Origin of the sequence: Streptomyces sp., assembly GCF_036524955.1 — a bacterium.
In the GTDB taxonomy this organism is placed as follows: Bacteria; Actinomycetota; Actinomycetes; order Streptomycetales; family Streptomycetaceae; genus Actinacidiphila.
The window spans coordinates 1-19,736 of record NZ_DATDBG010000147.1 but is presented as its reverse complement, the minus strand read 5'-3'; the positions used below and the strand labels follow the sequence as shown (position 1 = coordinate 19,736).

The 19,736-nt window shown below is 74.8% G+C and carries 16 protein-coding genes and 1 riboswitch; of the genes, 4 read left to right on the top strand and 12 right to left on the bottom strand.

Annotated elements, in window-relative coordinates:
- Positions 1-39: 39 nt before the first annotated feature.
- From VIW71_RS11940 to VIW71_RS11920, 5 genes are all read right to left on the bottom strand, one after another.
- Entirely contained in the window at positions 40-291 is a 252-nt protein-coding gene (locus VIW71_RS11940; protein WP_331622082.1) for a hypothetical protein, read from the bottom strand.
- Positions 288-1,010, bottom strand: coding sequence for a response regulator transcription factor (locus VIW71_RS11935; RefSeq protein WP_331622130.1), 723 nt, complete (start codon positions 1,008-1,010; stop codon positions 288-290). The genes VIW71_RS11940 and VIW71_RS11935 overlap by 4 nt, the downstream gene beginning before the upstream one ends.
- A gap of 469 nt (positions 1,011-1,479) precedes the next feature.
- Positions 1,480-2,757: a ricin-type beta-trefoil lectin domain protein gene (locus VIW71_RS11930; RefSeq protein WP_331622081.1), complete on the bottom strand. Its 1,278-nt coding sequence runs from the start codon at positions 2,755-2,757 to the stop codon at positions 1,480-1,482.
- Between the two features lie 72 nt (positions 2,758-2,829).
- A complete protein-coding gene (locus VIW71_RS11925; protein WP_331622080.1) occupies positions 2,830-3,912 on the bottom strand; it encodes a lysylphosphatidylglycerol synthase domain-containing protein in 1,083 nt (360 codons plus the stop codon).
- Between the two features lie 450 nt (positions 3,913-4,362).
- On the bottom strand, positions 4,363-5,409 hold the full coding sequence (locus tag VIW71_RS11920) for an enoyl-CoA hydratase/isomerase family protein (protein ID WP_331622079.1): 1,047 nt from the start codon (positions 5,407-5,409) through the stop codon (positions 4,363-4,365).
- Positions 5,410-5,954: 545 nt separating this feature from the next.
- Positions 5,955-6,047: riboswitch (ZMP/ZTP riboswitch) on the top strand.
- A gap of 22 nt (positions 6,048-6,069) precedes the next feature.
- On the opposite strand from VIW71_RS11920, the gene VIW71_RS11915 reads away from it, so the two are divergent.
- Both VIW71_RS11915 and VIW71_RS11910 read left to right on the top strand, forming a co-directional pair.
- Positions 6,070-7,530 carry a glycine hydroxymethyltransferase gene (locus tag VIW71_RS11915; RefSeq protein ID WP_331622078.1) on the top strand — a complete coding sequence of 487 codons (1,461 nt, stop codon included), beginning with the start codon at positions 6,070-6,072 and terminating at the stop codon, positions 7,528-7,530.
- Between the two features lie 556 nt (positions 7,531-8,086).
- A complete protein-coding gene (locus VIW71_RS11910; RefSeq protein ID WP_331622077.1) occupies positions 8,087-8,908 on the top strand; it encodes a DUF6227 family protein in 822 nt (273 codons plus the stop codon).
- A gap of 29 nt (positions 8,909-8,937) precedes the next feature.
- Here the strand turns inward: VIW71_RS11910 and VIW71_RS11905 are convergent, their stop codons facing one another.
- The 7 genes from VIW71_RS11905 to VIW71_RS11875 form a co-directional block, all read right to left on the bottom strand.
- Positions 8,938-9,876, bottom strand: a complete 939-nt coding sequence (locus VIW71_RS11905; protein ID WP_331622076.1) for a carbohydrate kinase family protein — start codon at positions 9,874-9,876, stop codon at positions 8,938-8,940.
- Positions 9,877-10,199: 323 nt separating this feature from the next.
- Positions 10,200-10,925, bottom strand: a complete 726-nt coding sequence (locus tag VIW71_RS11900; protein ID WP_331622075.1) for a 4'-phosphopantetheinyl transferase family protein — start codon at positions 10,923-10,925, stop codon at positions 10,200-10,202.
- The gene (locus VIW71_RS11895) at positions 10,922-11,797 is read right to left on the bottom strand and encodes a metallophosphoesterase family protein (RefSeq protein ID WP_331622074.1); all 876 of its coding nucleotides are present in this window, start codon (positions 11,795-11,797) and stop codon (positions 10,922-10,924) included. Before VIW71_RS11895 ends, VIW71_RS11900 begins: the two co-directional genes overlap by 4 nt.
- A gap of 112 nt (positions 11,798-11,909) precedes the next feature.
- On the bottom strand, positions 11,910-13,922 hold the full coding sequence (locus VIW71_RS11890; protein WP_331622129.1) for an FUSC family protein: 2,013 nt from the start codon (positions 13,920-13,922) through the stop codon (positions 11,910-11,912).
- A gap of 740 nt (positions 13,923-14,662) precedes the next feature.
- Entirely contained in the window at positions 14,663-15,850 is a 1,188-nt protein-coding gene (locus VIW71_RS11885) for a thiolase family protein (RefSeq protein WP_331622073.1), read from the bottom strand.
- 90 nt (positions 15,851-15,940) lie between these two features.
- Positions 15,941-16,315: a hypothetical protein gene (locus VIW71_RS11880; protein WP_331622072.1), complete on the bottom strand. Its 375-nt coding sequence runs from the start codon at positions 16,313-16,315 to the stop codon at positions 15,941-15,943.
- Between the two features lie 12 nt (positions 16,316-16,327).
- Complete coding sequence (locus VIW71_RS11875; protein WP_331622071.1) at positions 16,328-16,744, bottom strand: RNA-binding S4 domain-containing protein; 417 nt, start codon at positions 16,742-16,744, stop codon at positions 16,328-16,330.
- Positions 16,745-17,035: 291 nt separating this feature from the next.
- Here VIW71_RS11875 and VIW71_RS11870 point away from each other — a divergent pair, with 291 nt between their 5' ends.
- Both VIW71_RS11870 and VIW71_RS11865 read left to right on the top strand, forming a co-directional pair.
- A complete protein-coding gene (locus tag VIW71_RS11870; protein WP_331622070.1) occupies positions 17,036-18,724 on the top strand; it encodes a hypothetical protein in 1,689 nt (562 codons plus the stop codon).
- A 605-nt stretch (positions 18,725-19,329) separates the two neighbouring features.
- Positions 19,330-19,632: a putative quinol monooxygenase gene (locus VIW71_RS11865; protein WP_331622069.1), complete on the top strand. Its 303-nt coding sequence runs from the start codon at positions 19,330-19,332 to the stop codon at positions 19,630-19,632.
- Positions 19,633-19,736 lie beyond the last annotated feature (104 nt).

The following is a 19,736-nucleotide window of genomic DNA, read 5'->3' as shown; positions in this document are numbered from 1 at the left end:
ACTGCGGCCCGCCGGACACCGTGGCCACCACGGCCGCCGTCACCGGGACGACCCGTACGCCGACGTCCGGCGCGGCCGTGCCTGTTCGACGCCGGCCGGACGGTCGTCGGCCATGGCCCGCAGCAGACCACGGGCCTCCGTCCGTACCGCCTCGGCCCGCTCCCGCAGGTGGGTGTCGGCTGCCGTGTGCACGTCGTGGCCGACCAACCGCACCATGATCCAACCCGAGGCGAGTACGAGCAGGGGTACGACCACGCCGAGGGCGAGCGCGACCCGGGTGGAGAGCCTCATCCGGTGCTCCCGTCGCCGGGAGCTGCGGGACGCAGGACGAAGCCCACGCCGCGCACGGTGTGCAGGACGCGCGGACGGCCGCCGGCCTCCAGTTTGCGCCGCAGGTAGCTGACGAAGGTGTCGACGGCGTCGCTGCGTACGTCGAAGTCGTAGCCCCAGACGCGGTCGAGGAGCTGGCCGCGGGTGAGGACGAGGCCGGCGTTGCGGACCAGGACCTCCAGGAGTTCGAACTCTCGGCGGGTGAGGTCCAGGCGTTCGCCGTCGCGGGTGGCGGTTCGGGCGGCCGGGTCGAGGGCCAGGCCGCAGGCACGTACCTGGTCGTCGGGGCGGGGCGGGCGGCGGCGCAGCAGCGCGTGCAGACGCAGCACCAGCTCTTCCAGCGCGAAGGGTTTGACGAGGTAGTCGTCGGCGCCGGCCTGGAGCCCGGCGACCCGGTCGGCGACCTCGTCGAGCGCGGACAGCACGAGAACGGGCAGGTCGTCACCGCCGGCCCGCAGGGTGCGGCAGACCTCGATGCCGTCGATGTCCGGCAGGGAGATGTCGAGAACCAGCACGTCGGGCGGGGTGCGGCTGAGCAGGTCGAGGGCGGCTGCTCCCCCGTCGGCCTCGGAGACGGTGAAACCGCGCAGCCGCAGGGCGCGGCCGAGCGAGCGGCGGATCGCCGCGTCGTCGTCCACGACCAGGACCCGGCCAGCGGGGAGACCGGGCCCGGCCTCCACCGCGGGTACGTCCCGCTCGCCCGTCGAGCCCGTCGCACCGGTCGAGCCCGCCGCACCCGTCCGCCCCCTCGGTGTTCCTGTCACCGAACCCACCTCCGCTCCCCGGCCGCAGCATGGTCGCATCGCGGGAACCATGCCGCACAGCCGGGGAGCGTGGACTCTTCACCGGGCGTCCGGCGGACCGCCGACGGCCCGGCGCGGCGGATCCGCCGGGCGGTCTGGCGGTCTGGCGGTCTGGCGGGCGGTCGGGCGGTCTGTCCGACTCGCCGCCGGCCACCGGCGGTTCGGCGGCTACCCGGGCCTCACCCGCCGTCCGCGCGCCTCGGCCGGTTCCGGGTCCGCGGGTTCGCCGCCGGCCACCGGCCGGCCGCAGCGTTCCCGGCCGCAGCGTTCCCGGCAGCCGCTTTCCCGGCAGCCGGGGCCCTGCCCGTGGGTGTCCCGCCGGCCGCGCGGCACGCCGGCTGCCGCCTCACGGGCTCACCGTCCACTTCTGGTTGGCGGTCCCCGCGCAGCTCCAGATCTGGAGCCGGGTGCCGTTGGCGGAGCTGTTGCCGGTCGCGTCGAGGCACTTGCCGGCCTGTGGGTTGACGAGGTCGTGGGCGGCGGTGACGACCCACTGCTGGGCGCCGGTGCCGTTGCAGTCGTAGAGCTGGACCTTGGTGCCGTCGGCGGTGCCGGCCGCGGTGACGTCCATGCACTTGCCGAGCGCGCGGAGCGTGCCGTCGCCGCCCACGGTCCACGCCTGCGCCGCCGTGCCGTTGCAGTCGTAGAGCTGGATCGCCGTGCCGTTGGCGGGGTTGGCGCCCGCGACGTCCACGCACTTGCCACCGATGCCGGTGATGGTGTGGGTGGCGGCGGAGTCGGCCGTGGTGACGTGGACGTAGTCGACGACGAGTTGCTGCGGGAAGGTGGTGCTCGCGTCCGGGTCGCCGGGCCAGTAGCCGCCGACGGCGAGGTTGACGATGAGGTAGAAGGGGTGGTCGAACACCCAGCGGTTGCCGCCGAGGTCGGCCGGCGTGCGGTGCTCGTAGACGACGCCGTCCACCGACCAGGTGATGGAGCCGGGAGCCCAGTCGACCGCGAAGGTGTGGAAGGCGTCGGCGAAGCGCTGGCCGCCGGGCAGCGTGTAGGCCGCGCCGATGCCGCCCGCGCCGGAGTAGCCGGGGCCGTGGATGGTGCCGTGCACGGTGCCGGGCTCGAAGCCGACGTTCTCCATGATGTCGATCTCGCCGCTGCCCGGCCAGCCGACCGTGCCGATGTCGTTGCCGAGCATCCAGAAGGCGGGCCACATGCCCTGGCCGCGCGGCAGTTTCATGCGGGACTCGAAGTGGCCGTACGCCTGGGTGAACCTCTGCGGAGTGGACAGCCGTGCGGAGGTGTACTGGCAGGTGCCGTACCAGCACTGGTAGTTGGCCGGGTTCTCCTTGCGGGCGGTGATGACGAGGTTGCCCTGGCCGTCGAGGGCGGCGTTGCTGGTGCTGTCGGTGTAGTACTGCCGCTCGTGGTTGTTGACGTTGTCGCCGGTCTCGTAGCCCCACTTGGAGCCGTCGACCCGACTGCCGGCCGGGCCGTTGAAGTCGTCGGTGAAGGTGGGGGTGGCGGCTGCGGTGGCGGCGTTGGGGGTGCTCGCCGCGGGGTGGGGGGAGGCGGTCTGCTGGAGCCAGCCGCACAGCAGCAGCAAGGCGGCGGCGAGCAGGGTGAGGGGACGTATGCGTGGGACGCGTCGGGTGGGGGGTAATGCCGGCATGCCGGACTCCTCGGTCGGGCGGCGCGAGCGGGTGGGGGCGCGAGCAGGTGGGGGCACAGCAAAGGTCTGTACCTATAGTTCCCGGCGCCGCACCAACACCGCAAGTACCAGGACGCCGGGGATGAGCGGCAGCCACGCCGTCACCAGCCGGTAGCCCAGGACGGCGGTGGTGGCGGCGACCGCCGAAGCGCCCGCGGTGACCAGGGCGAGCCCCAGCGCCGCGTCGAGCGAGCCGAGTCCGGCGGGCGTGGGCAGCCAGCCGGCCGCGGTGCTCGCGAAGAGGTACGCCACCACGACCCCGCTCACCGGCACCGGCACGGCCACCGCGCGGCATACGGAGACCAGTACGGCCGCATGCGCCGCCGGGAAGGCCAGCGACCCGCCCCACAGCGCCGCGACCCGCGCCCGCTTGCCGTGCAGGGTCCGTACGTCGCACGCCACCGAGGCCACGAAGGCGCGCACCCGGTCCCGTAGCCTGCGGCCGTACCGCAGCAGTGCCACGGCGAGCGCGAGTGCCACCGCCGCACCGGCCACGACGAGCAGCGGATGCCCGGTGAGCGCGGAGCCGAGGAAACCGGAGCGGCCGGTCGGCGCGGACGCCCGGCCGGCCGGCGCGACCTGTCCGGACAGGACGGCGGGGTCGGACAGCGGAGGGTCGGGAGATTCCGCGCGGTGCGGTGCGAGCCGCTGGAGGCTCAGGGCGCCGGGGAAGACCACGAGCAGCACCAGCAGCAGGGCGATCCTGCCGATGGCGGCGGCGGTGGCCCTGACCGCGAGCGCTGCCACCGAGCGGGTGGGACTCAGACCGCGGCGGACCAGGAAGCGCAGGTTGACCGCGTTGCCGCCGACACCCGCGGGCAGTACGTGGTTGGCGGCGGAGGCCGCGAACTGCGCGGCCAGCAGCCGCCCGGGCGGCAGCGTCTCGACGACCGCGCCCTGCTGCGCGGTGGCCGAACAGACCCAGGTCATGAAGGCAGCCAGCCCCGCCAGGGCCATCCATTCGCCGTCCGCGGCGCCCAGCCGCCCGGCGCTGGAGTCGATCATCGGCCACTTGCTCACCGCCAGGGCCGCGACCGCCACCACCGGCAGCAGCATCGCCACCGACCGCACCGACGCGCGCTGCCACACGGCACCCTCGTTGCGGGCGATGGACACGGGTACTCCTCGTCGCGTGAGGGACGGCGGCGGGGCCCGCCGGAGCGGGGCTCGGCGTGCCGGGAAGGCGGCGGAACAGCAGGGAGCGGCGGAAGCGAAACGGCTGCGCGAGCGGCAAGGCGGAGTGAACGTTCGGGACGATGGTGCCAAACGGCATCAAAAGTACGGGGACGGCGCGTCCAGAGTAGGCGGCCGGACACCCGCGGACCTACCCGCGCAGGGCCACACGGGTCAACACGTTCGATGAACCCCGCGCGACGCACGGGTGATGGGGTGCCGGACAGCCGCTGCCCGGGCCTGCACCGCCACTCTGAAGCCCGTACCGCGGCCCGGAACGCGACCAGCCGCCTCCGGTGACGAGCAGGCGGACCGGCGGCTGTTCCCTTGGGCTCGGGCCGACGCCGCGCGGCGGTCGCCCCGGGCGCGTGTGCCCGTGACCGCACCGGGGTCTCAGGAACCGGGCCCGTCGCCCGCCGACCAGCGCGGCCTGCGGTCCTTGTCGACCAGCGCCGCCCGCACACCCTCGGCGAAGTCGAGGCTGCGCGTGGTGCGCCGGGCGAGCTCCAGTTCGCGGGCCAGGCACGCCTCCAGGCCCGAGCCGGCACCGTCCCGCAGCAGGTCGAAGGTGATCGCGAGGCTCATCGGTGAGACCCGGCCGAGGAGGGCCAGCGTCTCGTCCGCCCACTCCCGGTCGTCGTCCTCGGCGCCGAGCCGGGCCCGCACCTCGCCGACCCCGTCGGCCAGGCCGGCGGAGAAGCCGGAGAAGCAGCGGTCGATCGCTTCGCGGTGCCCGGCCAGTTCCGACGGCGGGGCGGCAGCGGCGAAACCGTCCAGTACCCGTGCCGGGTCGCCGCCGCCCGGCAGCGCTGCCTCCAGCGCGGGCAGCTCGGCGGCGGGCACGTAATGCGTGGCGAGCCCGCACTCGACGGCCGCCGCGGCGGAGATCCGTGTCCCGGTCAGGCCCAGGTACAGTCCGATCCCGCCCGGCAGCCTCGGCAGGAAGTAGCTCGCGCCGACGTCGGGGAAGAACCCGATGCCCGTCTCCGGCATGGCGAGCGCCGCCCGCTCCGTCACCACCCGCGCTGTGCCGTGCACGGAGATGCCGAGCCCGCCGCCCATCGCGTAGCCGTCGATCAGCGCGGTGTACGGCTTCGGGTAGCGGGCGATCAGCGCGTTCAGCGCGTACTCGGCGGAGAAGTACGTCAGCACGGCCGCGTCGTCGCCGCGCAGCGCCGCCTCGCGCACCGCCCTGATGTCGCCGCCCGAGCAGAACGCCTTCGGCGAGGTGCTGCGCACCACCACCGACCGCACGGCGCCGTCGTCCCGCCACTCCTCCAGCGCGGCCGTGATCAGCCGGATCATCCCGAGGTCAAGGGCGTTCAGCGCCCCGGGCCGGTCGAGTTCGATCACTCCGACACCGGCGGCCACCCGCGTGACGACACCGGGTGGGGACGTACGGCCCCGGCCGGCTCCCCCGGACTCGGCGTGCTGCTCCATCGCTCTCCCCACGGATCGGACGATCCCGCGCTCCTACGGCATGGGCGAACGCCCATCCAACACCCGCCGCGCCGGGCCGTTGCGGCCGGGGCCGCCCGCAGCACACTTCCCGGGAGCGCCAGAGAGGCTGGCGCGCCCGGGTGCCTGCCCGCGCGGGCCTGCAGGGGTGTCCGGTGCGTACGGTTCAGGCGGATTCCGTGCGGGCCCGCACGCCGGGCCCGCACGCCTGGCCCGCGCGCCGGGCGTGATCAGGCCGCGCTTCCCGGGCCGGCCGGACGCACGGGACCGGGCGGTGCCCGGAATATCCCCGGTCCCCGCCGGGCCACACGCCGTGCGCGACCGCGCCGCGCTCCCCAGGGTCCGCCCACGACCCGAAACCGGGCAGCCGGCGGCCGACGGGCGAGGCACCGCCGGTCAGCGCGCGGACGGGGCGGGCCGCAGCCACGCGGTGGCGCGGGTGGCCGGCCCGCCTCACCGCCGGCAGCCACCGCTCCCGCCCGAAGGTTGATCGCGCTCGCCCCGGTTCGTTCCTCATTGCTAAGCTCGCGGCGAGCCGTGACTGGCGCGCTGGGATGGGTGCAACCATCGGGGAGCGGCTCGCGTTGCCTCACGAAGTGCCGTGCGCCTGGGCCGTCCCGTTGCCGAACCCGGAGGACTCCCATGGCCGCAGCAGAGCCGTCAACCGCCCCGTACAGCACCGAGTCGATCGCCTACCGCAGTGCGCTGGAGGTGATCGCGGGCGTCGAGCCGCGGGTCGCGGACGCCATCAGGAACGAGATCGCGGACCAGCGCGAGATGCTCAAGCTGATCGCGAGCGAGAACTACGCCTCGCCGGCCGTGCTGCTGGCGATGGGCAACTGGTTCAGCGACAAGTACGCCGAGGGCACCGTCGGCCGCCGCTTCTACGCGGGCTGCCGCAACGTGGACACCGTCGAGTCGCTCGCCGCCGAGCACGCGCGCGAGGTGTTCGGCGCCGCGCACGCGTACGCCCAGCCGCACTCCGGCATCGACGCCAATCTGGTCGCCTTCTGGGCGGTGCTCTCCCAGCGGGTGGAGAGCCCGGCGCTGGCCAGGGCCGGGGTACGGCAGGTCAACGACCTTTCCGAGCAGGACTGGGCGGAGCTGCGGGCCGAGTTCGGCAATCAGCGGATGCTCGGCATGTCCCTGGACGCGGGCGGCCACCTCACGCACGACTTCCGCCCGAACATCTCGGGCAAGATGTTCGACCAGCGCAGCTACGGCACCGATCCGCAGACCGGGCTGCTGGACTACGACGCGCTGCGGGCGGCGGCCCGCGAGTTCCGGCCGCTGATCCTGGTGGCGGGCTACTCGGCGTACCCCCGGCTGGTGAACTTCCGGATCATGCGCGAGATCGCCGACGAGGTGGGCGCCACCTTGATGGTGGACATGGCGCACTTCGCGGGCCTGGTCGCGGGCAAGGTGCTGACCGGGGACTTCGACCCGGTACCGCACGCCCAGATCGTCACCACCACGACGCACAAGTCGCTGCGCGGCCCGCGCGGCGGCATGGTGCTGTGCGACGACTCGCTCGCCGAGCACGTGGACCGCGGCTGCCCGTTGGTGCTCGGCGGCCCGCTGCCGCATGTGATGGCGGCGAAGGCGGTGGCGCTGGCGGAGGCCGCCCGGCCGGAGTTCGGTGCGTACGCGCGGGCGATCGTGGACAACACCCGGGCGCTCGCCGAGGGGCTGCTCACCCGGGGCGCTCGGCTGGTCACCGGCGGCACCGACAACCATCTGGTGCTGATCGACGTGTCGGGTTACGGGCTGACCGGCCGCCAGGCCGAGGCGGCGCTGCTGGACGCGGGGATCGTCACCAACCGCAACTCCGTTCCGCAGGACCCCAACGGCGCCTGGTACACCTCGGGCATCAGGATCGGCACGCCGGCGCTGACCACGCGCGGGCTCGGGCCCGCGGAGATGGACGAGATCGCCGGGCTGATCGACACGGTGCTGTCCGGTACGAGCGCGGCGCCGGCCCCCAAGGGCGGCCTGTCCAAGGCCCATCACGTGCTGGACGCGGCGGTCGCCGAGCAGGTGGCCAAGCGCGCGGCCGACCTGCTGGCGGGCTTCCCGCTCTACCCGGGCATCGACCTGAGCTGACGCCCCTGCGAGGCGCACGGGAAGAAGTGCCCCGGGATAGGGGTGGGCCCGGGACCGGCGGGGCGGGTCCGGGACCGGCGGCCCCCGGGGCCGAGCAGCCCGGAGTCCATGGGTCCGTCGCCCCGGCGTCAGAGAACCGCATCGGCCCGCGGGGCCGCCGGGAGCCGGACCGGCTGATCCGGGCCCGGCCCCGGGCCCGGATCAGCCGGAGGACCGGATCACACCGTCGTTGGCGACGGCCAGCGCGACCAGGACGACCAGATCGGCGGCACCGAGCACGAGACCGAGCAGGGCGCGCCCGCGACCGCCTCCTGCACGCCGCGCGGATGCGGATGCGGATCATCAGCCTGGGCCACGCGCACTGGCTCGACCCGGATGAGCCGTGGGCCCGCCGAGCGAACGAACGTACGGGCGGTCTTGGAGCGAACCGGCTCTTGGGGGCGCGCAACCGGCTCGCGCGCCGGGAAATCTCGTCGTTCACAGGCGCAATCGGCGACCGCGCTACTACCCTGAGTCGCCGGGGGAGGGTTGGGCGACGTCGGACCGGGAGGGCCGTATGGACGCAGAGCCTGCGCGCGCGGCAGAGGTCGTACGGTCGGGTGGCCGGCCGGCCGAGCAGTTGGCCGGGCTGCTGGAGCGCGCGGAGAACCGCGAGCAGGCGGCACGGTACCTCGCCGAGGTCCGGTCCGCGCTCATGCACTACTGCGGGCTCCAGTCGTGCCGCCACGCCAAAGGGCCGCCGCGGCGGCTGAACCGCCGTACCTTCCGGCACAGCTTCCTGCTGCCGGACGGCGACGTGCGGGTGGTGTGGGAGCTGGAGCACAACACCCGTCCGGACGGCGCGGTCCACCACGCGGTCTTCGCCGACCGCGAGGACCTGACGCTCGCCGAGTGGGCGGTCGACATCGCGTTCGGCGGCTCCTACGGGCCGCCGGAGCCGTCGTCGCAGGCCGCGCCGCCGCCACCCGCGCTGAGCCCGGGCGACCAGGCGGACGACCCCGCGGAGCTGGACGCGCTGCTGGCGACGGGTCAGGGAACGTACCGCCGCGCGTACACCGAGGGCGACTCGGCCGAGCACGCCCGGCGGCTGCTGCGCCGCGCGGCCAACGCGAACGCGCCGGGCCACGACGTCCTGGCCCGGCTGCGCGCCGCCCTGGCGCACGACATCAGCATCGTCACCCGGCGCAGCGCGATGATCGCCGGCCGCCTGGTGTCCTGGTCGCTGTACGAGCACGCCTTCCTGCTGCTGGACGGCAGCGAGGTGAGCCTGTGGGAGATCGACCACACCCGCACACCGAGCGGTGAGCCGGTGTGCGAGGTGTACGCGTCGCAGGACGCCGCGCTGGACATGGCGGTCCGCCGCATCGAGGCCGGCTGACGCGCCCGGTTCAGCAGGCGGCGGCCGGCTCAGACCGGCACGTCGTCCGCGAACCGCGCCCGGGAGACGGCCGCCGCCAGTGCCTCCGCGGAGATCGTCTCCTCGTGCGTGCCCGGGCTGCCGCACGCGTACGCCCCGGAGACCGATCCGGCGACGACACACGCCTCCAGGTCCGCGCCGCCGAACCGAGCGTGCAGGAAGGCGGTGAGGAAGGCGTCCCCGGCGCCGTTGCTGTCCACCACGGGCCGTTCCGGCACTACCGCGGGGTAGCGGCGCGGCGACTCCTCCCCGCGCCGCAGTACGTGGCAGCCCGCGGCACCGTCCGTGGCGACGACCAGTTCGGCCCGGCCGCGCTCGACGATCCGCCGCATCACGGCGGGGACGCCCTCCCCGACCTTGGCGGCGCTGAGGAACACCAGGTCGGCGCCGTACGCCCACGGGTGCGCCGAGGCGTCCTCGCCGTCCCAGGCGTGCAGGTCGGTGGAGACGGTACGACCGAGGCGTACCGCGTCGGTGAACACCTCCCGGGCGTGCGCCGACCGCGAGACGTGCACGTGGCGGGCGCGGGCCACGTACGGCAGGTAGAAGTCCCGGGGCAGCCGCAGGTCCTCGGGGTGCCGGCCGTCGTAGAAGGAGAAGCGGCGGCCTTCGCGGTCCACCAGGTTGACGCTGCGCGGGGTGCCGTTCGGCGCGGGCAGGTGGCTGAAGTCCAGGCCGGTGGCGGCGTACCGGTCGAGGATCATACGGCCCTGCGCGTCGTCGCCGAGGAAGTCGATGAACTTGGTGGTCAGGCCGAGCGCGTGGAAGCCCAGGGCCACGCCGTTGCCGGTGTGCGCCACGTAGTCGCGGATCGGCGGGACGAGGGTGGAGTCCCCGCCGGGGATGGCGAGTTCGTCGATCCGGACGATGGTGTCGATACCGGTGCCGCCCACCACCAGGACGTCGTACGGCGGGAGTTCGGCGGTCATCGGTGTTCTCCGTCCCGGTCGCGGCCGTGGTGCGACCCGTGCTCCGACCCGTGCTCGTGGAGGAACATCCGGCGCATGTGCCGCACGTGCGGGTCGTGCGGCGAGGAGGCGTCCGGCAGCATGCCGTCCACTGTGCCGGATCACCGGTCCGGCGCGGGGCCTCTCCGGTGATTTCAAGGTCGTTTCCCGGGCTCGAAGGCTGATTCCCCGCGTTCGAAGGCCGGTTCCCGGGTGCGCGTCGGCGCGGAGCGTACGTCCCGCCTGCCGGCACCGGGTGTGCTCGGCCCGCGGTCCTTCGCCTCCCCCGTGCTCCCCGGGGGCGTTCAGGCCGCCTGCTCCTCGTCCCCTGCGCCCTCCCCCCGCTCTTCGTTGGGTACCACGATCGCGGTCACCACGAAGCCGTTGCGGGCGATCCACCGGCCGCTGAAATGGTCGGGGCCGGTGCCTTCGGCGAGCAGCGGCCCGGGGATGAGCAGCCGCGCGGTGTAGGAACCCCGGTCGGGGACGTCCGGGTCGCGGGTGAAGAGGAGTTCGGCCTCCTCGAAGCCGAGCATGCGGCGGTGGAAGGGGTACCACGCCTTGTAGACCGTCTCCTTGGCACTGAACAGCAGCCGGTCCCAGTGGATCTCGGGTGCCCGGCCGGTCAGGTCGGCCAGGGCGTCGGTCTCCGCCGGGGTGGCCGTGATGACGTCGAAGACGCCCTGGGGCAGCGGACCGTGCGGTTCGGCGTCGATGCCGAGGGTGAGGATGTCGGTGGCGTAGGCGACGGCCGCCGCGCGGTAGCCGTCGCAGTGGGTGATGCTGCCGACGACGCCGTCCGGCCAGACCGGCGCGCCCCGCTCGGCGTCGCGCAGGATCGGCACGGGCTCGGTGCCGAGCGCGGAGAGCGCCGCCCGGGCGCAGGCACGGCCCGCCGCGTACTCCGCGCGCCGCTTGGCGACCGCCCGCGCGACGGCTTCGGCCTCTTCGGGGAAGAGCGGGGCGTGGTCCAGTTCGTCGCCGTACGCGGCGCGGGAGCGCACGGCGGCGGGCACCACATACTCGATCACCGGGGCACCCCCTGCCGCACGCCCTGCCGTCCCGCGAGGATACGGCGCGGCCCGGCGGGTCCGGCGGGCCGGGCGCCCCATTCACGCGGATAGCCCAACGAGACCTCCGTGAAGCGGACTTCGTCGCGATAGGTGACGCGCGGGATGTGCAGGTGGCCGTAGACCACCTCGGTGGCGCGGAACCGCACGTGCCAGTCCTCGGTGCGTTCGGTGCCGCACCACAGGGCGAAGGACGGGTAGCGCAGGATGGCGGTGGGGTCGCGCTGGAGGGGCCAGTGGTTGGCGAGCACGGTGGGCAGCGCCGGGTCCAGGGCCGCCAGGCGGCGTTCGGTCTCGGCGACCCGGGCCCGGCACCAGTCGTCGATGCCCGGCAGCGGGTCGGGATGCAGCAGCATCTCGTCGGTGCAGACGACGCCGAGTTCGCGGGAGTAGGCGAGGGCCTCCTCCTTGGTGGTGGCCCCGGGGGTGCCGTCGCGCCACGTGTAGTCGTACAGCAGGAACATCGGGCAGACCGCGACCGGCCCCTGCGGGCTCTCCCAGAGTGGATACGGGTCCTCGGGGGTGACCACGCCGAGGCCCCGGATCTCCTCCACGAGGTGGCGGTACCGCTGTTCGCCGCGGAGGGTGACCGGGTCGTCCGGCGGGGTCCACAGTTCGTGGTTGCCCGGCAGCCAGATGACCGTCTCGAACTGCTCCTTCAGAGTGGACAGGGCCCACGTGATGTCGGCGGAGCGCTCTCCGACGTCACCGGCGACGATCAGCCAGTCTCCATCCGTTTCCGGCCGCATCCGCTCGACGATCGCGCGGTTCGCGGCGTATCCGACGTGCAGGTCGCTGATCGCGAGGAGCTGTGCCCCGCCCGGGGCGGTCAACGTGCCGCCGCCCGTCCACGTGTCGGTATATGCACGGGAAACATTCTCCCAGACCTGCGCCTCCGGGAAAACCCCCTTCCGGGTGAAGGGGTCGGCCCGGAACCCGGGCATGCTAGCCGCGCTTCGAGCCGACGGGGTGGGTGTCGGTGCGGGGCGGGCGAGAAGCGCTGGTCGCGGGGCGCGGGGGCGCGGGAATCGTCACGGAGCGGCAGGTTCCGCGGTGAGCGGCGAGGCGCAGGAGCTCGGAGCGGGCGGCTCCGTCGCCGTGGTCCAGGTGTACCGCGGCGGCGGTCGCAGCGTCCACCAGCCGTTCCAGCGCTGTGATCTCCCCGGTCGCCCCGCGCGAGTGCCGGGCGAGCGGGGGCAGTTCGGCGGCGGCCAGTTCGGCGGCCGACCGCGCGTCGGCGAGCGTACGGTACGCGGCGCGCCGCAGGGCGAACCTGCGGTCGGTGTCCCCGGACCGTTCCAGTACGTGGCCCACGTACCGCTCGGCCGCCTCGGTCGCGTCCGACAGCCGTACCGCCACGTCGCCGCCCCGCCGCACCGGCCACGGCAGATGCCCGACGAGCAGCACGATCGCGCAGGCCAGCAACGTGTCGCTGAGCCGGTCCCAGTACGCCCCCGCGTCGCCGCCGACCGTCACGAAGGCCAGCACCAGCATCGTGACCACGCCGGTCTGCACCCCGAAGTGCCGCGTCGCCACCGGAACCAGCGCCGCGCACACCACGGCGAACGGGTACGGCCAGACCCCGCCGGGCACGACCGCGGCCATCACGGCGAAGAGCAGTACCCCCGCGACGGTGCCGAGTGCCCGGTTGATCACCCGCGAGGCCAGCGGCCCCAGATCGGGCTTGACCAGGAACACGGCGGTGACGGGCAGCCAGTACCAGTGGCCGGGGTGCAGCGCCTGCGCCACGGCCGCACTCGCCCCGATGGAGGCCGCCACCCGCACCCCGTACTCCCGCCCCGCCCGCCCGAACGCCCTGCGGGCAGCGGAGGTACGGGGGTTGGGCCGGGCGGGGTAGGACGGCGCCACGGGGCGGTCGAGGGGGGCATGGGCGCCGGTCGGCGGATCGCCGAGGGCCGTCCGTGGGACGGTCAGGGCGCCCTGCGGCAGGTGCGGTACGGCGGTCTTCCGGGTGGTGCGCTGCGAGCCGCGGCCTGTCGTACCCGGGGCGGCGGCCGCCCGTGGTGTCCCGAACGCCTCGGCCGCCTTCAGCAGGGCGTCGTCCAGGGCGCGCAGACCGGGGGTGTCCCGTACCGGCGCCGGGAGCGGTCCCGGGGGGCCGTCGGTGCGGACCGCCCGGGCCAGGCGGCGGGCACCCTCCGCGGCGCGGTCGGTCAGCGGGTCGCCCGCCCAGGTCAGGGCGGTGGCGGCCTCGGTCAGCGGGAGGACGGCCGCGAACCGGGAGCGGATCCGGCGTTCCGCGGCGATGGGGCGGCGCCACCAGCGGGGTCCGCCCAGCGCGTCCTGCGCCCGGTCGAGCGCGGCGGTCAGCCGGGCCCGGCGGTCCAGTGCCCTCGGCCCGCCGGCGGCGAGCAGCAGGTCTGCCACGGCGTCGTAGGCGGCGGCCACCGCGTCCCGCTCGCCGTCGAGGAAGTCCAGCCGCGCGCCCGGCGAGGGCATCGTCACCCTCAGCACGACCAGCCAGCAGCCGCCTGCCAGATAGAGCACGGCGCGCTGCCACGCGGGTTCGGGCAGCGGCATGCCCGCACCCACCATGATGGTGATGAGCAGCTGCGTGCTGGCGATCGAAGCGACCGGGCCGGCGGCGCTCAGCGCCCCGGCGGGCAGCGCCACCGCGGTGAGGGCGAGGACCAGGAGCAGGGGCGAGGCACCGCCCACCGACGTACCGATCAGCATTCCGCACGCGCCGGCCAGCGCGGGCAGGCCCAGCCGGGACACGGCGGAGCTGCGGCTGCCCGGACGGTCGTTGACGCCGGCGAGCATCGCCCCGAGGGCGGCGATCACCCCCATGGTGGGCCGCCCGAGTGCGCCCGCGACGGCGAGCAGCGTCCCCGCGCCGAGGGCACCGCGGGCCACCGCGCCCCACGGCACCGGTCCCCGCTGCCAGCGCACCGCGTGCGCCAGCCAGGCCGGGAGCACGTAGGACTTCCTCGACATCGCCATCGGCGCGGCTCCGTTTCGTCGTTGCGGGCGGGTGTTTTCGCCTGTGGACGACCTCGGCCGGGCGCTGCCGTCCCAGTTTACGGGCGCACCGTGGCGGTAACACGTCGAGCGCGTGTCGCACACGTGACACTGCCTGCGGCGGGCTCCACCGCGGCCGTGGCGGAGCCCCGAACACGGCGGCCCGACGGCGGGCGCGCCGTACCGCCCGAGGAGCCACACGGGCCGACGGCGGTTCCGCGATGCCGCGATGCCGCGACCCGCCGGACTTCAGCGACATCACCACCGGCGCCCAGGGCAGGGGGCTGGTGGCCCACGCCGACGGCTGCACTGCGCCTGCGCCAGGCGGCGCGCGGAACTTCGGCGCGCCGGCCACGACCAGCCGCAAGTCGCCCGGCAGCCCGCTCCACGGCGCCTTTCGACGCCCTGCTCGCGGGCAGGCGTCACGTCCACGTCCACGGCCCGGCCCGGCCCGGCCCGGCCCAGGGCATTTCAGGGGAGATCAGCTGAGCGGAGTCGTTCCCCCAGGCGGCGGCGCTCGCCGGCGCGGTACTCAGCACCGCGGCCGTCACCGGGTGCGTTGACGCCGAGCACCGCCGCGGCGTCGCAGGCGTGGACAAGAACGCCGGCGACGACGCCGGACGGTCCGGGCCCTCCCCGCGCAGTCGGGCCGCCGCGTCGCCGCCTGGGGAGCCTGTCTCAGGGATCAGGCCCTTGCCGTGCCGGGGACGTCCCGCCTAGTCGCGGTCGATCAGGATCGCGCTGCCCTGGCCGACCCCTACGCACATCGTCGCCAGGCCGCGGCGGGCGCCGGTGCGGCGCATGCGGTGCAGCAAGGTGGTGAGGATGCGGGCGCCGGAGCAGCCGAGGGGGTGGCCGAGGGCGATCGCGCCGCCGTCGGGGTTGACCAGGTCGGGGTCGATGCCGAGTTCGCGGATCGAGGCGAGGGTCTGGGCGGCGAACGCCTCGTTGACTTCGGCCTCCTCGACGGAGTCGACGCCACGGCCGAGGCGGGCGAGTGCGCGCCGGGTGGCGGGGACCGGGCCGATGCCCATGACGTCGGGGTGAACGCCCGCGCTCGCGCCCGCCGCGTACCGGCCGAGGGACTCCAGACCCAGCTCGCGCAGTGCGTCCTCGCTGACGAGGAGGAGTCCGGCGGCGCCGTCGTTCATCGGTGAGCTGTTGCCCGCGGTGACGGTGCCGTTCTCGCGGAAGACGGGCTGGAGGGCGGCGAGCCGTTCGGCCGTGGTGTCCTCCCGGACGGACTCGTCCTGGGTGACGGTGATCCCCTCGGGGCGGCTCACCGGCAGCAGCTCAGCGTCGAAGAGACCGTTCTTGCGGGCCGCGGCGGCGTTGCGGTGGCTGCGCAGCGCGAACGCGTCCTGGTCGGCGCGACTGACCCCGTACCGCTCGGCGACCTCCTCGGCGGTCTCCCCCATGGACAGCACGCCGTGCAGGTCCCGCATGCGCGGATGGGTGAGCCGCCAGCCGAGCCGGGTGTCGTAGGTCTCGAGGGTGCGCGGCAGCGCTTCCTGGGGGCGCGGCAGGACGAAGGGGGCGCGGCTCATCGACTCCGAGCCACCCGCCATCACGATCTCCGCCTCACCCGCGGCGATCATACGGGCGGCGGTGGTGACCGCTTCCATCCCGGATGCGCAGAGGCGGTTGACGGTGGCCCCCGGCACGGTCTGGGGCAGCCCGGCGAGGAGTACGGCCATCCGGGCGACGTTGCGGTTGTCCTCGCCGGCCTGGTTGGCGGCGCCCCAGTACACGTCGTCGATCCGGGCCGGGTCCAGCGCCGGTGCGTCGGCCAGCAGGCCGCGGATCACGGTGGCGGCGAGGTCGTCGGGCCGGACTGTCGAGAGCGCCCCGCGCAGCTTGCCGATGGGGGTGCGGCGGGCGGCGGCGAAGTGGACAGGTCGCATCGCTGGCTCCTCGGTTGGCGCGGCGGGGCCTTCGTGAACCGGCACCGCGCGTTCACGGAGGCGAGGGTGTCATGGCCCGGCCCGGGGCGGTCAGGGGTCGGTGCCGGGTTCGCTCAGGCGGGTCAACTTGTCCGGGTTGAGGACGGCGAACACGCCGTGGATACGGCCGTCGCGCACGTCGAGGAAGGTGGTCTGCTCGTGGCCGCCGACCGCCGGGCGCAGTGCGGGCAGGCCGTTGGCCTCGGTGGGGCGGACGTGGTCCACGGTGTGACGGGCGAGCTGGCCGGGCAGGAACGGGATCATGTGGGAGCGGCCGACGACCGGTCGCAGGGCGGCGCGGGTCCACCGCGGATACGCCTCCCGGACCACGTCCTCGGCGTCCCACATGCCGCTCAGCAGGCGGTGGGCGAGGCCGGTCAGGACCGACCGGTGCCGCTCGAACGCCGCTTCGGGCGTTTCGGCCACGGTGGACACGCGTCAGCCGGCCGGCGGGCGCCAGGTGGGTCCGAGCAGGCGCAGGCGTTCCATCTCGCGGCGGTCCCGCTTGGTGGGACGGCCGGCGCCGCGGTCCCGGACACCCAGGGCCAGCACGTCGGCGCGCGGGGGCGGCGGCGGGCTGTTGTCCACGTAGCACTCGGTGGCGACGGGCGCGCCCACGCGCTTGTTCAGCAGGCGGGAGACGATCACGACGCGCTCGCGCCCGGCGTGGAACAGCCGTACCTCGTCGCCGACCCGTACCGCCTGTGCGGGCTTCACCCGCTCACCGTTCACCCGCACGTGACCGCCCTTGGCCGCGGCCGAGGCCAGGGAACGGGTCTTCGTGAGCCGCACGCACCAGATCCACAGGTCCACTCGCACGGTGCCGCCGCCCGGTTCCCCTTCACGTCCCGCCATACACCGAGCCTAAGCCTTCCCCCCGCGCCACCGCTCCCGGCTTTTCCGACTGACCACGACGGCCCGGCGCCGCACCCCGCATCGCACGGGCGGCCGTCCGCCGGTACGTCCCGGCGCCGCCGCCTCCCTCCGCAGGGGACCTCCGCCGGGAAATCGCGGCCGCGCGGAGTGCCGCCCCGCGGGACCCCGAATGCCGCAGGCGGCTGGCGGACGGGGGCGGTCGGCGGATAGTGGGGACAGTGGCGGCGAGTTCTCCCGACCGCCACCGGCCCCCACGCACGAGGACGTCCGATGCGCGAACAGCTCACGCCCCGGCCGGGCACGGCGCCTCCTTTCGTGGTCCGGCGGTCGGCGGCGCAGGCGCGGCGCCCGCTGGCGGCGGTGTGCATCGGGTTCACGCTCGCCCAGCTGGTGCTGGTGGTGCCCGGGACCGGGCTGGGCTGGGACGAGACGGTCTACACCAGCCAGGTCAGCGGGTTCGTGCCGGCCGCGTTCTTCAGCGCGCCGCGTGCCCGCGGCATCACGTTCCTCGCCGCACCGGTCGCCGGGCTGACCTCGTCCGTCCTCGCGCTGCGGATCTGGCTGGCGCTGCTGTCCGGGGCGGGCCTCTACCTCGCGTTGCGGTGCTGGCAGGTGCCGGGGCCGGCCGGGCGGATCGCGGCGTACCGGCCCGCGACTCCCCCGGAGCTCCGCCCGGGGGCACGCCCGGGAAGTCCCACCGCGTCGCGGGCGACCGGTGCGGCAACGCGGCGGCGTACGGGCTGCTGGGCGAAGTTCCGGGATCGGGGCGCGGACCCGCCGCGATCCGCCGGACCGGCCCTCGTCCCGGCGGGGGTGCTCGCCCTGGCGGGCGCGCTCTTCGCCACGCTGTGGATCACCGTGTTCTACGGGCCGCAGGTGATGCCCAACCTGTGGAGCGCCTATGGCGCGCTGGCGGCCGTCGGCTGTTTCCTGCGGGCCGGGCGGGACCGCGGCGACCGCGCGGCGCTGGCCGGGCTGGCTGCCGGGGTCGCGGTCGTCGCGCTGATGCGGCCACCGGACGCGGTCTGGCTCGCGCTGCCGCTGGCCGGTGCGACGGCGGTGGTCCGGCGCTGGCGGCGTCCGGCGCTCTTCGCGGCGCTGGCGGCCGGGCTGCTGCTGGGCGGCGCGGAATGGGTGATCGAGGCGTATGCGAATTTCGGCGGCCTGTCGGCCCGGATCACCCGGGGCAGCGAGATCCAGGGCGGCATGGGCTGGCACGTCGCCGTCGACGACCAGATCCGGTCCCTGGACGGCCGGGGGCTGTGCCGGCCGTGCGACGTGCCGTGGCGGCACAAGGTCACCTCGGTGTGGTGGTTCGCGCTGCCGGTCCTGGCCGTCGGCGGGGCCCTGGTGGCGGCCCGGGTGCGCGATCGGGCCACGGCCGTGCTGCCACTGCTGGTCGCGGGGTTCCTGGCCTACCCCTACTTGTTCACGATCGACTACGCGGCGCCGCGTTTCCTGCTGCCCGCCTACGCGCTGCTGGCGCTCCCGGTCGCGGAGTGCCTGTGGTGGCTGGTCAGCGGCCCTGCGGGACGGCCGCGGCCGGTGCTCGCCGCGGTCGTGGCGGTGGCGCTGTGCGGCCATCTGGCCGTCCAGTACGGGGTGCTGGCCAACATCGTCGGCAACAACCACGCGCTGAGCACGGAGTACGGCGCGGTCGCCGCCCGCCTGCACGGCGCGGGGGTGCGTCCGCCGTGCCTGGTCTCGGGAGACCGCGCCGTGCCGATCGCGTTCTACGCCGGCTGCGCCTCCCGCCAGACCTCCGGGCCGGACAGCAGCATCACGCCGGCCGGCGTGCTCGCGGCGGCCCGTGTCCAGCCGGTTGCCGTGATCGTGCCGCCGCACCAGCGGCCACCCTCGTACGCCCGGGCCTGGCGCCCGCTCCGGCTGCCCGACGGCGCCTCCGTCCAGGGGTACCGCGCCTACCTGCCGCCGCCCACGGCCGCCGGGTGGCCCTGAGAAGCGCCGATGCGGCCGGGGGCGGGACGCCGTGCGGCCCCGGAGGACGGTGCCGCGCGGCCGGTTGCCCGTATCGCCGGTTGCCCGAATCAAGGCGCTGACAGCGCGCACCCGATGACAAGGGATGGAACCGGCCAGGTGTGACATCGCCGCCGGGTCGCATGGCCCGGACCGATGGTTTTCAGCCAGGGCGGCGACGTGCCGAAGATCACGCGGTCACCGCGGGGGCGGATCGGGGCCGCCGCCCGGCGCGCGGGCTCGCGGTGCTGCTCGGCGGGCCCGGGCGGCGGGTGAGCGCGGCCGGAACCGGCCCGGTTCCCCTGGAACGACCGGGCGTTCCACCGCCCGGGCGGTCCGCTCCGGGCTCCGCCGCCGCCCGGCCGGGCGGCCGGGGTACGCGTGGCCCGCACGCCACGGACCCGGCGTGTCGGTCGTGTGCGTGACACCGCGGGCCAACTCCGGAAAGCGCGCGGAAATTGGCCGGTTCCCGCCGTGTGTCACGGAAGTTCTGAGAGGATTCCCCTGCGGCGAGCGCGCGCCGGGCATCCTGCGATTGCCGATTTGCGACCGCGATACCGAATTCCTTGATGACGGAAGGACCCGTTATGGTTTCCGTAGGACTACTGGCCCGTTTCCCGGTGCAGCCCGGCAAGGAGGACGAGTTCGCCGCTCTGCTGGAGGAGGCCCTCCCGCTGGTGAACGACGAGCCCGGCACCATCGCCTGGTTCGGGATCCGTATCGGCGAGTCCGAGTTCGGTATTTTCGACGCCTTCCCGGACGAGGACGGCCGCAAGGCGCACCTGGCCGGCCGACTGGCCGAGATTCTGATGGGCAAGGGCGCGGCGCTGTTCGCGGGCCCGCCCTCCATGGAGCAGGTCGACGTGATCGCAGCGAAGCTCCCCGCCTGACGGTCGTCGTTCGTCGGCAGCCCTGACAGCGCCGGCGGTCGGCGGAACCCGGTGCGGCGGGGTGGAGAACACGGAACGGCGGGGGCCCTGGGGCCACCGCCGGT

Coding starts and splice junctions, on each gene's coding strand:
- VIW71_RS11910 (WP_331622077.1), top strand. CDS start 8,087: ATGGACGCAGAGCCTGCGCGCGCGGCAGAGGTCGTACGGTCGGGTGGC.
- VIW71_RS11920 (WP_331622079.1), bottom strand. CDS start 5,409: ATGGAGCAGCACGCCGAGTCCGGGGGAGCCGGCCGGGGCCGTACGTCC.
- VIW71_RS11930 (WP_331622081.1), bottom strand. CDS start 2,757: ATGCCGGCATTACCCCCCACCCGACGCGTCCCACGCATACGTCCCCTC.
- VIW71_RS11865 (WP_331622069.1), top strand. CDS start 19,330: ATGGTTTCCGTAGGACTACTGGCCCGTTTCCCGGTGCAGCCCGGCAAG.
- VIW71_RS11915 (WP_331622078.1), top strand. CDS start 6,070: ATGGCCGCAGCAGAGCCGTCAACCGCCCCGTACAGCACCGAGTCGATC.
- VIW71_RS11870 (WP_331622070.1), top strand. CDS start 17,036: ATGCGCGAACAGCTCACGCCCCGGCCGGGCACGGCGCCTCCTTTCGTG.
- VIW71_RS11875 (WP_331622071.1), bottom strand. CDS start 16,744: ATGGCGGGACGTGAAGGGGAACCGGGCGGCGGCACCGTGCGAGTGGAC.
- VIW71_RS11890 (WP_331622129.1), bottom strand. CDS start 13,922: ATGTCGAGGAAGTCCTACGTGCTCCCGGCCTGGCTGGCGCACGCGGTG.
- VIW71_RS11905 (WP_331622076.1), bottom strand. CDS start 9,876: ATGACCGCCGAACTCCCGCCGTACGACGTCCTGGTGGTGGGCGGCACC.
- VIW71_RS11885 (WP_331622073.1), bottom strand. CDS start 15,850: ATGCGACCTGTCCACTTCGCCGCCGCCCGCCGCACCCCCATCGGCAAG.
- VIW71_RS11940 (WP_331622082.1), bottom strand. CDS start 291: ATGAGGCTCTCCACCCGGGTCGCGCTCGCCCTCGGCGTGGTCGTACCC.